We start from the raw sequence: 14,056 nt of genomic DNA on the forward strand, positions 1-14,056 counted from the left end.
AGTGGTGCCTCGTCGCTGATGTGTGGCTCTACGCGTCGGCTCGAAGCCCGGCCAGGCCCCGCCGCCGCCCACCGGCACCGCGGCAGGTCCCTCCGGTCCCTCCGGCGCCCTCCTATCAGGCGGTGGTGTGCGTTCTGGATAGGAAGCTCTGTTCTGGATAGGAACGGCGCTTCTGGATAGCTTATTAACCTATCCAGAACGCAATAACCTATCCAGATTGTTAGTCCCTATCCAGTTTGGTGATGCTCGAAGGCTCCAGCGGTGCCTTCCATGCAGGTATCGGTGGGGGTTTTGCGCCATGCGAAGCCCTCTGACGGCGTGTCGTCGGCGTGTCGGAGGCTTGGATGGCGTCATTCCCCCCGTGTGGCGGTGAGGCCGCGCTGTTTGATGTGCGCCCAGCAATTTCGCACGTAATTCCCCTGCGAGTATTTCAGGCTTTGAAAGCATGTCGTTGGAATTGCAGCGTTTGTGGAGCATCTCGAAAAATGACCATGTTAAATTATGTGCGACTTTGGGGGCGGTAATCCGCGCGCCCGCGGCTCGGAGCCGTTCGGCGGAGCTCGTCAGAGCCAGTTCAGCAACGCGACGTAGCAGACCGTTCCGATGCCGACGCTCCACAGGAGCTTGCGGCCGCTCAGCAGGTGCACCGCGACCGTCACACCCGTCGCCGCCAGCGCCGCCCACCAGCGGCCACCCGCCTCCTGCGCTCCCTGAGCCAGTGTCGAGAGCACGAGGATCAGCATGATGCCCGGCGGCATCCACACTGCCATGTCGGAGACGAAACGCGAATCGCGCAGCGGCTCAAGGATCTTGAATGGCAGAGCGCGCAACGTAAAGTCGATAACGAAGGTGATCGCCAGAAGCGCCAGCAGGTAGCCCAGCGTTGGAGTCACTGCGCACCCCCTTCGGCCACCTCATCCGCGGAGCGGAGGATGCCTCGGCGATGAAGAACGTGGCGCACCACCAGGCACGCGACGAACAGCAGCAGCGCCACCAGCAGGCGCTGGCCTGGCGCCACCACCATGGCCACCGCGAAGGACACGCCAGCCAGAAGGATTGAGGGCAGCTCGCGCCTCGTGCGCGCCGCGTCCAGGGTCAGCGTGATGAACAGAGCCGTCAGTGCGAAGTCGAGGCCCTCGATCTGCGTAGGAATCAAGGACCCTGCGGACACGCCCACAAGGCTCGAGATTAGCCACGTCAGGTTAAAGAGAGCCTGCATCGCCAGCAGGCGAGGCTTCGTCCACCCGTTTGGGCGGGCGGCGGTCAGTGCGTAGGCCTCGTCCACGAGGGCGTACATCGAGAAGAGGCGCGCGAAGCGGCCCTCGATGACGTGCAACGGGAATGAGAACGCGAAAAACAGGAGGCGGAAATTCACCAGCAGCATCGTCACCGCGATGACGGCCAGCGGCGTATTCTGCGCGGCCAGAGTGACGACGAGCAGCTCGGCCGACCCTGAGTAGGCGGCCAGGGAGAGCGACGGAGCCAACCACCACGGCAGGCCCAGCTGGATGACGAGAACGCCGTACGCCAGGCCCAGCGGAATGTAACCCGCGGCCACGGGCGCCGTGATGCGCAGGCCTTCGAGGATCTCGCGGCGGGTAGGGCTAGCCGGCACGGGGAGGTTCACGGTGCGCGGTAGCTTGGGCATGGGTGCAATTGTGGCGCGTGAGGCGGTGAGAGTGCGCGTTGGCGGGGCCGTGCGTGACGACTTGCACGCTCTCGCGGCGATGGCGTTCCACGAAGTGGGAAGGAGCCTCGTCACGGACCTGTCACATAGTTTCAAAACGGGAAATAGCTCTCGCGCAATAAACCGTCCGGTGGAAATATCGTTCCTGTCGCCGAGGAACATCCCCTCGGCGCTTCCACTGAAAACGCAGATCAGGAGCCCTCATGAGCGCCACTCACGCACGCAAGAAGCCATTCCTTCGACTCGCTACGGCCGCCGTCGCCATGGTCGCAGCCCTCGGCATGGCCGCATGCTCCGGTGGCGCGTCCACCTCCTCGTCCTCCTCGTCGAGCGCGCAGGTCGGCGACCGCAGCCCCGAGCAGATCAAGGAAGCCGGCGAGATCGTCATCGGCATCTTCTCCGACAAGGCCCCCTTCGGCTACATCGACGCCGATGGCAAGCCCGCCGGATACGACGTCGTCTACGGTGACCGCATCGCCGCCGACCTGGGCGTCACCGCCAAGTACGTCCCCGTCGACGCCGCCGCCCGCACCGAGGTCCTCGCCTCCAACAAGGTCGACATCACCCTCGCGAACTTCACCGTCACGCCCGAGCGTGCCGAAAAGGTCGACTTCGCGAACCCCTACTTCAAGGTCTCCCTCGGTGTCGTCTCTCCCACCTCGGCTGAAATCACCGACGTGAGCCAGCTGGCCGGCAAGACCCTCATCGTCACCAAGGGCACGACCGCCGAAGCCTACTTCGAGGCCAACCACCCCGAGGTCAAGCTCCAGAAGTACGACCAGTACTCCGACGCCTACCAGGCCCTCGAGGACGGCCGCGGCGACGCCTTCTCCACCGACAACACCGAGGTCATCGCCTGGGCGATCCAGCACCCCGGCTTCAGCGTCGGCATCAAGAGCCTGGGCGAGACCAGCTACATCGCGGCCGCCGTCAAGAAGGGCAACACCGCCCTCCTCGACTGGCTGAACAACCAGCTCGTTGAGCTCGGCAAGGAAAACTTCTTCCACAAGGACTACGAGCAGACCCTCGCCCCCGTCTACGGTGACGCCGCGACCCCCGACGACCTCGTCGTCGAAGGCGGCGTGGACAGCACCTCCACCAACTGACAGGAACGAGGCCGTGGCCCCCACCGGGGACAGCGCCCACCGCGGGTGAACGCCCCGAGCGGCCACGGCCTCGTCCCAGATTTTTCCTATGAATCTCGACATTCTGGCGCGATACGCGCCCCTGTACGTCGACGCCGCCATCCTCACCCTGAGGATCGCGGCTATCGGCATCATCGGCTCCCTCGCGGTCGGCCTGCTCGTGGCTGCGATCCGGCAGTACCGGATCCCCGTCGCCACGCAGATCGCCGCCGCCTACGTCGAACTGTCGCGCAACACGCCGCTGCTCGTGCAGCTCTTCTTCATCTACTTCGGCCTGCCGCGCGTGGGCATCAAATGGAGCGGCGAGACTTGCGCGATCGTCGGCCTCATCTTCCTGGGTGGCGCCTACATGGCCGAGGCCCTGCGCTCCGGCCTCGACTCGATCGCCACGATCCAGTGGGAGTCGTCTGCGGCGCTCGGCCTCACCCGCACCCAGACGCTGCGCCACGTCGCCCTCCCGCAGGTCATCGCGACCTCCGTGCCGCCGCTCGCCGCCAACGTCATCTTCCTCATCAAGGAAACATCCGTCGTCTCCGTCGTCGCGCTGCCCGACCTCGTGTACGTCGCGAAAGACCTCATCGGCATGTCCTACAACACCTCCGAAGCGCTGGTCCTCCTGGTCATCGCCTACCTGGTGATCCTCCTGCCCGTGTCCATCGCGGCCCGACTCATCGAAAAGAAGGTGCGCCGTGGCGGATTTGGGAATTAACGTCATTTTCGAAGGCCGCAACCTCGTGCGCATCCTCGAGGGCCTGGGCGTCACCGTCGGAATCTCCGCGCTGTCCGTTGTACTGTCGCTGGTGCTCGGCGTGTTCGTCGGCCTCGGCATGCGCTCGCGCTGGCGGCCCCTGCGCTGGCTCATGCAGATCTACCTCGAGTTCGTGCGCATCATGCCCCAGCTCGTCCTCCTGTTCGTCGCCTACTTCGGGCTCACGCGCGTCGCGGGGATCAACCTGGACGGCATCACCGCGTCCGTCCTCGTCTTCACCCTATGGGGCGGCGCCGAAATGGGTGACCTCGTGCGAGGCGCGCTCATCGCGATCCCCCGCCACCAGTACGAGTCCGCATACGCTCTGGGACTCACCCCGAGGCAGACCATGCGCCGCGTCATCCTGCCGCAAACCCTGCGCAGGCTCGCGCCCCCGGCCGTCAACCTCATCACCCGCATGGTGAAGACGACGTCCCTCGTTGTCCTCATCGGCGTCGTCGAAGTCCTCAAGGTTGGACAGCAGATCATCGACGCCAACCGCTTCAACTACCCGACAGCCTCGCTGTGGATCTACGGCCTGATCTTCGTGCTGTATTTCCTCATCTGCTGGCCGATCTCGCTCCTCTCACGCCACATGGAGAAAACATGGCAGAACTGACCTCCGACCCGCAGCTGCGCCTCGTCGACCTCGACAAGACCTACCCCGGCGGACACCACGCCCTGCGCGGCGTCTCCCTCGACGTCGCCGACGGCGAAGTCGTCGTCATCATCGGTCCCTCCGGCTGCGGCAAGTCCACGCTCCTGCGCACCATCAACGGCCTCGAGCCCATCAATTCCGGGCAGATCCTCTTCGACGGCGAGGACCTGGCGGCCCCCGGCGTGTCCTGGCCCGAGGTCCGGCGCCGCATCGGCATGGTATTCCAGTCCTACGAGCTCTTCCCCCACCTGACCGTCATGGGGAACCTGACGCTCGCCCCCGGCCTCGTCGCGGGAGAATCGCGTGCCGACGCGAGCGCGCGGGCGCTGAAACTACTCGAGCGCGTCGGCCTGGCGGACCGCGCCGACGACTACCCGCGCCAGCTCTCCGGCGGCCAGCGCCAGCGCGTCGCCATCGTGCGCGCCCTCATGATGGACCCCGAGATCCTCCTCCTCGACGAGGTCACGGCCTCCCTCGACCCGGAGATGGTGCGCGAGGTCCTCGACGTCGTCCTCGAGCTGGCTCGCACCGGCATGACGATGCTCATCGTCACGCATGAGATGGGTTTCGCCCGCGCGATCGCTGACCGCATCGTCTTCATGGACGAGGGCCGCATCGTCGAGGTCGACCCGCCCCGCAAGTTCTTCGCCGACCCGGCCTCTGATCGCGCGCGCAAGTTCCTCGACATCTTCAGCTTCGAAGGCGCCAAGCTGTAAGGGTGTGGCGGGGTTCCTCGCGGAGGGGCTGGCCTTGCTGGGCCGGGCTGCTTGGTGCGCCCGTGGGCGGCGGCCCGACCGCGAGATCGCCACACGCGAGCCTAAAGGCTCGGAGTGGTCGATCTCGAAGCCCGGCCAGGCCTTGCCGCCGCCCACGGGCGCCGCAGCCTGGGCGAGCAGTATGTCCGGCCGGGCATGTTCCGCGTTTTAGCTTGTTCCTAAGTGGTGTGACACCACTTAGCGGGGTATTACACCAGCTCGGAGGTGGTGTAATGCTCCCTAACTGGTGTAATGCTCCCTAACTGGTGCAGTGTCACGCAGGTGAGTGTTGGGGCTCGTGGATAGGAAACAGCTATGCGGATAGGTTACGAAGATACGGATAGGTTACGACGATGCGGATACCTTAATAACCTATCCACATGCGCATAACCTATCCGCATGCGAGCAACCTATCCGCGTGGGGCGTGCTAGGCACGCTGGAGCTCTCTGCGGGGTTGGGGCACATACATCTGGCCGTCAAGGTGCCTATTCGCGTAGCGGCCCGGTGCCCCGCGGGATTATCCGACGCGCCCTGTGCCTGCACGCTGTGCACGCCCGCGAATGCGTGCCCGCGATAGCACGCTTCAGGAGATCAGCGTCGACTGGTGGTGCACCATGATCAGGCGCGCCTCGCCAGAAGTTGCCGGCGCCCACACGCTGGATTCCAGCGAAGCGCCGCCCTCCCAGCGCACCCGGTAGCGGGTCAGGAACGCCCCGCCCAGGTCGTGCGCGTCGATGCGGCCGATGGACGGGGAAGCAGGCGAGGGTCCCGCCAGCGTCGTGGTCGCACCGCCGCCCGGCCAGATGCGCGTCGTCCGCTCGTCGGTCATGGCCGCTAGTGCCTCCTCGTCACCGCCGGTCCACGCCAGGATGAATTCGCGCTCGCGGGCGATCGCATCCTCGGTGGTCGGAGCGCTCGCGGACGAGGCCGGGGCCGCCTGTGCGGGTTCGCTCGCCTCTGCGGGCGTGGAGAAAACGCTGGGATGAGAGCGGAAAGTCGACGTGGCGGCCTCGTCTGTGGCGGTGTCGCGTGAGGCAGGCGTAGCAGTGGTCATGTCGGCTTTGGTGTGTTCCTGCCCAACCTGTGCGCTCGCGCTGGGCTCCACGGTATCGTCCGGCTCAACCGATGCGGGCGCAGCAGTACCACCGGAGGCCTGATCCGCCGACGCAGTGCCGCGCGACCCTCCGCCGCCCCCGAACCCGGGGCCCGGCTCGGGCGTGCGCCCAGCCTGGTAGGCCTCGGCGCATGCGCGCGCGAGGTCGTCTGCCCGTTCGTTCATGCGGTGTCCTGCGTGGCCCTTGACCCACTCGAAGGTGACGCGGCGTCCCTCCATGGCGCGGTCGATCTCCTGGATGAGCTCCAGGTTCTTGATGGGCTTCCTGTCGGCCTTCGTCCAGCCGCGCTTCTTCCAGCCGAGCCGCCACTTCGATACGACGTTGATCGCGTACTGTGAGTCGGCGAGGATGTGCAGCTCTTCGCCGGTCTCGGCCGTTGCCTCGAGCAGACGTAGGATCGCGGTCAGCTCACCGAGGTTGTTGGTGCCCTGCGGCCAGCCGCCCGCGTCCCACGTGTCCTCGTCCACGTACCAGGCCCACCCCGCGGGCCCGGGATTGCCGAGGGAAGAACCGTCTGCCGCCGCCGTAATCGTCATGACCTCATCCTATCGGCATCCCGAGGCTTGATCGGATGGGGGACGAGGCCGGGGCGCGGTGTCGCTGTCCCGCGCGGTATCTGGGGCCTGGGATGGGGTGGCCCTGGTGTCGTGCCCTAGACTCGGGGTAGGCGTGTTGCCATTTAGTGCAGTGACGAGAACGGATCAGGACGATGAAGATGCATACTGACGAGCCGCTCAGTGATGGCACCCGTGCGAGGCAGTGCGAGAAGCCGATGGGTCGTAGGGGGTTGCTCAGTCGCAAGGGCGTGCACCGGTGTGGCATTGTTGCGGCAGCACTGTCGATCGTCATGCTGATGTCGGGCTGTCTTTCCTTTGCGTCTCTCGATGAAAAGCCTATCGACAAGCTGACGACGGGCGAGGCGGTCATCGCCCTGCGGCTGGGTGCTGCAGAGGCGTCTGCGGGCCTTCCGGGTGGAACGAGTGATAACTGGATTGTGCTCCTCGACTCCCAAGGGCGGGGGCAAGCGGGGCATATCGAACGCGGGAAGCGTGGTGACATCGCGTGGACTGAGCTCGGGGTGTCGTACGGTGTCGAGGAGGAGGATTTTTTGACGACGCAGGAGGGGACGCAGCGGATTCCCCGCGTGGGTGATCGTTCCGTTGAATATTTCCGTTTTGCGCTCCCCGATGGGCGAATCGAAGTCATCAGTGCTGCGAGGAGGGGCTCTGGTATTCGTGCGGACATCATCGAGCGTGATGGAACGATGACGAGCGTGGAGACCGATGACTGGTCTGGCGGCTTTGGGTTGTGTGGGTCGCGGGTTTTAGCGATTATGAATACGGAGGTGTCTCAGAGCATTAAGTCCGCGGCGCTCGAGGTCTATGCCGCTCAGTCGGGTGGCGATGGAAGTGAGCCGGAAGACCTCTCGGTTGTCGTGCAGTTGGACGATCCTGCCGGAGCTACCCCGCGGATCCTCGCGGCAGCGCCGATGATTCCGGGCTTAAGGTCAGTGCAGTACTTGTACGCCTGTGAAGGGGACATGCTGACGGCACCGGGCATCCAATTGGATGATCCCGTCGGCGCACAAAACGGTGGCGTCGATGCGGCGAGGGGGACCCTCGTTCTCCAGCGGTGGGATCTGTCGACGGGGCAGCGCACGGTGAGCCCCGTGCTTGATGAGGCAGGAAACGCCATCCAGCTGAATGAAGATGTGGACATCTACGGTGGCAAGGCGATCCTGGTGGGTGACGAATACAGGTTCATCAGTCGACATGGTCATGCCTTCTCGATCAATCTGAAGAGCGGACAGGGCCGTCACTTGTTTTCTATCCCCGAGCAGGTCGGACATGGTGACATGGTGTTCCAGGTGACCGAGAGCGGCGTCTATTTCCTGACGGATAGCTCCCGCGAGCAAGCAGTCACTCTTTCCTATCATCCATGGGACGGCGGTGAGTCTCGCGTGGTTCTTTCGACGGGCAACCTGGAGGACTACCTGAGAGTGCGCAAGCTGTTCTCGGGTGGTCAGCGCGCCATCGAGTCCTTCGCCCTGCGCCCCGGCTGGGATGGCGGCGCGCAGTAGCGCGCGCAGCTGGATGGTGCGCCGACCTTGGGTGTTGGCGCGCGAGGACGGGGCTCGGTGTCGTTGTCCTGCGCGGTATCTGGGAACGATCCTAGGGCAGTTGAGGTCGTGCCCTAGACTCGGGTGAAGGAGCATGATGCGTCCTTCGACGCAGTGATGAGAATGGATCAGGACGATGAAGCCGCATACTGACGAGCCACTCAGCGATAGCACCCGTGCGAGGACCCGCAAGGGGTTGCTCAGCCGCAAGGGGGCGCGCCGGTCCGGCACCGTCGCGGCCGCACTGTCGCTCGTCATGCTGCTGTCGAGCTGCATGTCTCAGGGGGCTCCGAAGGGGACGCCGGTGAAGAATCTGAGCACGGGAGATGCCGTTATCGCAGTGCGGTTGAGTACCGGAACTTCCGTGTCGGGGCTCCAAAAGCCCCTCAGTGACAACGTGATCGCGCTGGTCGATGCGCAAGGACAGGTAGAAGCAGCTCGCATCGGTGAGTGGAACAGGGGCCGCGTCCTGTGGACTGGCCGCGGGATTTCTTATGGCACGCGAGACATCGATTATCTGACGACTGCTGAGGGAGTGCAGGAGTTCGCGCATCAAGGATTTCCTTTCGCGGAGGAAGGGCGTTTTGCTCTTCCGGATGGGGGAATTGCAGTTGTCACGTCTCCGCTGAGCACAGGATATGCCGTCGACATTATCCAGCCTGATGGCCGTGTTGATCGTAGAGAGACCTCGGGGACCGAAGGGCATCTCGGGCAGTGCGGCTCGCGGATTCTGGAGCTGACCAACACTAAGCGGTCCGAAGACATCGCATCGGTGGCCTATGAGGCGTATGCCGCCCAGTCGGGCGGTGGCAACTATCCGGAGGCCCTGGACGTTCTTGTGCAACTGGACGATCCCGATGGTGATCTTCCTCGGCTGGTGGGGGTAGCGCCATTGGTTGATGGCCTGTGGGGAGGTGAGAGTGCCATGTTCTGCGAAGATGATGTACTCACGGTGCCGACTAGACAGTATTATTACGATCGCGATGCCCTCAACGGAGCGCCAGACCCCACGCTCGGCGCTTTTGTCCTTCAACGGTGGGATCTGGTGACGGGGGAGCGCACGATTATTCCCGTGGTCGATGAGGACGGGAATGCCATTGAACTGGATCGCGAGAGCAGCATGATCGCTTCTCAGGCTTTTCCGGCTGAAGGTGACCATAAATTCGTCAATGCGGACGGTCGCGTATGGTCCGTCGATCTGGTGAGTGGCCGCGCCAAGCACCTCTTCTCCATCTCGTGGAATGCGTCCGATGACAATGTCTCTGTCCAGTCGAACGAGACTGGAATTTACCTCCTTGAGGTTAATGAGCGGGACTATCATGTCACGCTCACTTACTACCCCTGGGATGGAGGAGACAAACGCGAGGTATTCGCAACGGATGCATTGGCGGGCTATATCAGGACGACGGACCTTTTCTCGGGCCACCGGCGAGGGGTACAGTCCTTCGCCGTGCGTCCGGGGTGGAACGGCGGCGCGCAGTAACGTCATCTGTCGTGGCCTAGACTCGGGTGCGGGCGCATGATGCGACCGTTAGCGCAGTGACGAGAATGGATCAGGACGATGAAGCCGCATACTGACGAGCCACTCAGCGATAGCACCCCCGCGAGGACCCGCAGGGGGTTGCTCAGCCGCAAGGGCGCGCGCCGGTCCAGCACCGTCGCGGCAGCACTGTCGCTCGTCATGCTGCTGTCGAGCTGCATGTCTCAGGGGGATGTGACGGAGACGCGGGCCGATCAGCTGAGTCTGGGGGATGCGGTGATTGCTGTGCGGCTGAGCGAGGGAAAGTTCTCGGCGGGACTTCCGACCCCGCCGGAAGACAACTGGATCGTGCTGCTGGACGCGCAGGGGCGGGGGCAAGCGACCCGTATCGAGGCGAAAAGGTACGGCAGCGTCGCTTTCTTGTGGACTGATCGCGGTCTCTCCTTTGGGGCGCCGGATAAGGAATACGTGACGACCGATCAGGGAACGCAGGAGATCGATGTTAAAGAACCGTCGCTCGCTGAGGATCAACGCTTCTCGCTCTCGGATGGGAGAATTGTTGTCGTAGATTCGGGCGAGGAGATCAGGGTCGATGTGATCCACCCTAATGGGCGCATTGTGACGACGGAAATCCCCGATACTAGTGGGTCGGTTGGGCAGTGTGGGCAGCACATCGTTGGGATCACCGATACTGAGGATTCTGAGAGCATCAGGTCGGCGGCGTTCGAGGCCTATGCAGCCCAGTCGGGCGGTGACATGCCGGAGAATGTTGCTGCTGTGTTTCAGATCGATGAACTCAATGGTGGTGTTCCCCGACTCCTTGCGGTGGCACCTGCGATTGATGGCCTGCTGACGGGGCGGATGAGTGTTCCGTGCGACGGGAACGTCATCACGGTGCTGAGTATTCAGCAGGAAGACCCAGCCGCTGTGCGTAGTGGCACAAGGCACCCATGGGATGGGGTTTTGGTCCTGCAGCGATGGGATCTGTCGACGGGGCAGCGCACGATCATTCCTGTACTCGATGAAGCAGGACAGCCCATCGAAACGGATCAGGATAATTTCCTCTACTATTCTCAAGCGATCTGGGTGGGGGATGAGTACCGGTTCGTGACGAAGAATGGGAACGCCTACGCGGTTGACGTGACGAGCGGCAACGCCCGGCACCTTTTCTCGATTCCATCGGAGAATACTCGCAACCCAGCGGTATTCCAGGTGAGCGAGACCGGCGTGTATGCGCTCGAGCAAAATGACGATGAGGACGTCCTCACTCTCTCCTACCAGCCGTGGAATGGGGGCGGTAAGCGGGTGCTCTTGACGACGGGCACAATGTCGCGCTACCTCGTGGCGCGAAATCTGCTGATGGGGTATAGGCGCAGCATCCAATCCTTCGCCCTGCGCCCCGGCTGGAACGGTGGCGCGCAGTAGCGCGCACAGACGAGGACGGAGACGACCATGAGCGCACGCAACGATGAGCGACGCGAGGCAGGTGCCGACGAACAAGAGCATGGCCACCCGAAGAAGCCGAGGCGTTCCCGGCGATGGGCGCTCCTCGTCGTCGTGCTCTCGGTTGCTGCGCTCGCGTGGAGCTGTGTTCCGCAGGGCACCTTCTCGAAAACTCCGGTTAGTAAGCTCGCGATCGGTGATGCTGTCATTGCTGTGCGCCTGAGTGGAGGACAGTCGTGGTCGGGCTTGTCAGCGCCGCTTCATGACAACTGGATCATGCTTCTTGACGAGCAAGCACGGCAAAAAACATCTCTCATTGGAGAGAGGACGGGAGGGGACATTCTGTGGACGAAAAACGGGATTTCCTACGGTGAGCCAGAAGAAAATTACTTGACGACGGATGCGGGAACGAGCGTCATTAAAGGCAAATTCTGGGGCAGATACGAGATTCAGCGCTATGGGCTCCCGGACGGACGAACCGTCGTGGTGACTCTCTCAGCGGGGGGAGGGCACAGCCTTGAAAGCATTGAACTCGATGGAAGCGTTGAGTACGCGGAAACGACCAGTACTAAAGGTGATATCGGGCTGTGTGGATCACGCATCCTACTGATCACCGAAACGGAAGAGTCTCCGCGTATCAAGTCGGCAGCATTCGCAATGTACGCTGCCCAATCGGGAGGCGACAGCGATCAGCCGGAAGCGCTAGCGGCAGTTGCCCAGTTGGACGAGATTAATGACTATGAGCCTCGCGTTCTTGCAGTGGCACCGAAGATTGATGGCCTCTATTCGGGGCAGACGATGTTCGCCTGTGACGGAGATGTGATCACGATGCCGACCATTCAGGCGGCCGACCCTGAGTCCGCGAAGAAGACGAATTTGCGTGATCTGAAGGGAACCATGGTTCTCCAGCGGTGGGATCTAGCGACGGGGCAGCGCACGATTATTCCCGTGCGTGATGAGCAAGGAAATCCCATTGAATTGAATAGAGACCGCAATATTTTTCGCTACAAGGGAGTCCAGGTGGGTCGCGAATACAGGTTCATCAGTGAGGATGGTCATGCATTTTCGGTCGACTTGGACAGTGGCCAGGGCCGTTACCTGTTTAAGTATGCCGGTCCAGGTACCGGCCAACGAACGGTGTACCAGGTGAGCGAGACTGGCGTCTATGCGCTTGAGGATCGCTGGGATGATCACCATGTCACCCTTGCCTACCGGCCGTGGGATGGGGGAGAACGCCGGGAGGTCTTCTCGACGGACAAGATGGCAGGCTACATCGAGCCGCGAAGTGGACTTATCGAGGCGGGCTATTTGCGCGAGATTGAGTCCTTCGCGCTGCGCCCCGGCTGGGATGGCGGCGCGCAGTAACGCGTGCACCCGCGCGGCACAGTGACGCAACGCGAGTGGGGCGGTCTTCCAACGAAGACCGCCCCACCTGTGTTTGCCGTTAAAACAGGCGCCGACCGCTCGTCAGCGGACCCTGCCGTTACACCGTGACGCCCACCTGGCCCAGCGCGAAGGCGAACTCCTCGCAGCGCGCCGCCCACCGGCCCTCGCGCCCGGACGGGCCGGCGTGCCCGGCGACCATCTCGGTGCGCAGGATGATCGGACGCTCGAGCGGGTCACGCGCGGGAATAGACCCAGCCCCGGCCTCGTCCGTGGAGGGAACCTGGCCGGTGGCCTCGCGCAGGCGCTGCACCCACTTGGTGGGCTCGACGAACTCGACGCGCGTGTCGTTGACCGACGTTGTCGCCATGATCGCGGGCAGGAGCGCGCCGTCGGGCACGTTCTCGTACGGCGTGTAGCGGCTCATCGCGTCGAACACGGCGCGCGAGGTGAGCGGATTGCCCCACTCCTCCCATTCGCCGACGGTGAGCGGCAGGGTCGGGTCCAGGATCGTGGTGAGCGCGTCCACGAAGGGCACGCCCGCCAGGATCGCGCGGAAGCGATCCGGGGCTGCGTTGGTGACCGCGCCCATGAGGAGGCCACCGGCGCTGCGGCCCTCCGCGACCAGGCGGCCGGGTGCCACCCACCCGGAGTCGACCAGCCAGTCGGCCACGTCGATGAAGTCCGTGAACGTGTGCTCCTTGACCAGCTCCTTGCCGTCCTCGTACCAGGCGCGGCCCATCTCGCCGCCGCCGCGCACGTGCGCGATCGCGTAGACGACGCGGCGCAGGATCGGCAGGCGCAGGGTTTCGAACTCGGGGTCGTAGCTGACCTCGTACGAGCCGTACCCGATCTGCCAGCCCGCGTGCGTGCCGTCCGGGCGCGCGTCGCGATGGTGGATGAGGGTGACGGGGATGCGGGTTGCGCCGTCGCGCGCGAGCACCCACACGCGCTCCTCGACGAACTCGGCAGGGTCCCAGCCGGGCGCCTCGCGGGTGCGCAGGGTGCGCACGGTCAGGGCCGCGCCTTCGGGGTCTTCGGGGGACGAGGCCGGGGCCGGGTTCGGCAGGGAAACCTCCGCGACCGTGGGCGGCACGGTCTGCGACTGGAACTCCACGCGCAGCGGATCGGTCCACGGGGTCGGCACGGTCGCGATCGTGCGCACCGGGGCGTCGACCTCCACGCGCCGCCACGTGGGTGTGGGCTCGCGGCGATCCCACACGTCAACCTGCGTCAGAGAACCCGAACGAAGCGAGAGCGCCACGTAGCCCGCGTGTGCCTCGACGTCGGTGATGCGCTCGCCGGGGCCGGGGCTGCGCAGCGGCTCCCAGGACTCAAACGGCGTGAGGGGCGCGGGCTCGTCCTCCGGCAGGGGAGTGCCGGGGGTGCGATCCGCCAGCGCCTGGCGACTGTACGCGGGGGAAGAAGGAATGCCCAACTGTGCCAAGGCCTCGGGCGACCCTGCTTCGGGCAGCATCGCCTGCGCGAGCGAGCCCTCCTGCGTCAGCCCCGTATGCACGAT

General features: G+C 64.1%; 12 protein-coding genes. 8 read left to right on the forward strand and 4 right to left on the reverse strand.

Going from position 1 to position 14,056, the window contains the following annotated elements; genetic code table 11:
• Positions 1 to 563 precede the first annotated feature (563 nt).
• Positions 564 to 893 carry a branched-chain amino acid transporter permease gene (locus HMPREF1137_RS06065; RefSeq protein WP_007590057.1) on the reverse strand — a complete coding sequence of 110 codons (330 nt, stop codon included), beginning with the start codon at positions 891 to 893 and terminating at the stop codon, positions 564 to 566.
• Positions 890 to 1,648 (reverse strand): AzlC family ABC transporter permease, encoded by a 759-nt coding sequence (locus HMPREF1137_RS06070; protein WP_081493521.1) that lies wholly within the window; start codon positions 1,646 to 1,648, stop codon positions 890 to 892. Before HMPREF1137_RS06070 ends, HMPREF1137_RS06065 begins: the two co-directional genes overlap by 4 nt.
• A 242-nt stretch (positions 1,649 to 1,890) precedes the next feature.
• On the opposite strand from HMPREF1137_RS06070, the gene HMPREF1137_RS06075 reads away from it, so the two are divergent.
• From HMPREF1137_RS06075 to HMPREF1137_RS06090, 4 genes are all read left to right on the forward strand, one after another.
• Positions 1,891 to 2,793, forward strand: coding sequence for a cysteine ABC transporter substrate-binding protein (locus HMPREF1137_RS06075; RefSeq protein WP_007590045.1), 903 nt, complete (start codon positions 1,891 to 1,893; stop codon positions 2,791 to 2,793).
• An 88-nt stretch (positions 2,794 to 2,881) separates the two neighbouring features.
• A complete protein-coding gene (locus HMPREF1137_RS06080) occupies positions 2,882 to 3,541 on the forward strand; it encodes an amino acid ABC transporter permease (RefSeq protein ID WP_007590059.1) in 660 nt (219 codons plus the stop codon).
• On the forward strand, positions 3,522 to 4,199 hold the full coding sequence (locus tag HMPREF1137_RS06085) for an amino acid ABC transporter permease (protein ID WP_007590039.1): 678 nt from the start codon (positions 3,522 to 3,524) through the stop codon (positions 4,197 to 4,199). Before HMPREF1137_RS06080 ends, HMPREF1137_RS06085 begins: the two co-directional genes overlap by 20 nt.
• A complete protein-coding gene (locus tag HMPREF1137_RS06090; RefSeq protein ID WP_007590044.1) occupies positions 4,187 to 4,954 on the forward strand; it encodes an amino acid ABC transporter ATP-binding protein in 768 nt (255 codons plus the stop codon). The genes HMPREF1137_RS06085 and HMPREF1137_RS06090 overlap by 13 nt, the downstream gene beginning before the upstream one ends.
• 623 nt (positions 4,955 to 5,577) lie before the next feature.
• Here the strand turns inward: HMPREF1137_RS06090 and HMPREF1137_RS06095 are convergent.
• A complete protein-coding gene (locus HMPREF1137_RS06095) occupies positions 5,578 to 6,645 on the reverse strand; it encodes a ribonuclease H family protein (RefSeq protein WP_007590060.1) in 1,068 nt (355 codons plus the stop codon).
• 179 nt (positions 6,646 to 6,824) lie between these two features.
• On the opposite strand from HMPREF1137_RS06095, the gene HMPREF1137_RS06100 reads away from it, so the two are divergent.
• From HMPREF1137_RS06100 to HMPREF1137_RS06115, 4 genes are all read left to right on the forward strand, one after another.
• Positions 6,825 to 8,189 (forward strand): hypothetical protein, encoded by a 1,365-nt coding sequence (locus HMPREF1137_RS06100; protein ID WP_231284041.1) that lies wholly within the window; start codon positions 6,825 to 6,827, stop codon positions 8,187 to 8,189.
• A gap of 343 nt (positions 8,190 to 8,532) precedes the next feature.
• A complete protein-coding gene (locus HMPREF1137_RS06105; protein WP_155835409.1) occupies positions 8,533 to 9,711 on the forward strand; it encodes a hypothetical protein in 1,179 nt (392 codons plus the stop codon).
• 78 nt (positions 9,712 to 9,789) lie between these two features.
• A complete protein-coding gene (locus HMPREF1137_RS06110) occupies positions 9,790 to 11,133 on the forward strand; it encodes a hypothetical protein (RefSeq protein ID WP_034497130.1) in 1,344 nt (447 codons plus the stop codon).
• Positions 11,134 to 11,160: 27 nt separating this feature from the next.
• Positions 11,161 to 12,516 (forward strand): hypothetical protein, encoded by a 1,356-nt coding sequence (locus tag HMPREF1137_RS06115; protein ID WP_007590053.1) that lies wholly within the window; start codon positions 11,161 to 11,163, stop codon positions 12,514 to 12,516.
• A gap of 118 nt (positions 12,517 to 12,634) precedes the next feature.
• Here HMPREF1137_RS06115 and HMPREF1137_RS06120 read toward each other — a convergent pair.
• On the reverse strand, positions 12,635 to 14,056 hold a 1,422-nt coding region (locus tag HMPREF1137_RS06120), incomplete at its 5' end, for a prolyl oligopeptidase family serine peptidase (RefSeq protein ID WP_034497133.1).

The sequence above is a fragment of the Actinomyces sp. ICM39 genome, from assembly GCF_000282935.1.
Classification (GTDB): domain Bacteria; phylum Actinomycetota; class Actinomycetes; order Actinomycetales; family Actinomycetaceae; genus Pauljensenia; species Pauljensenia odontolytica_B.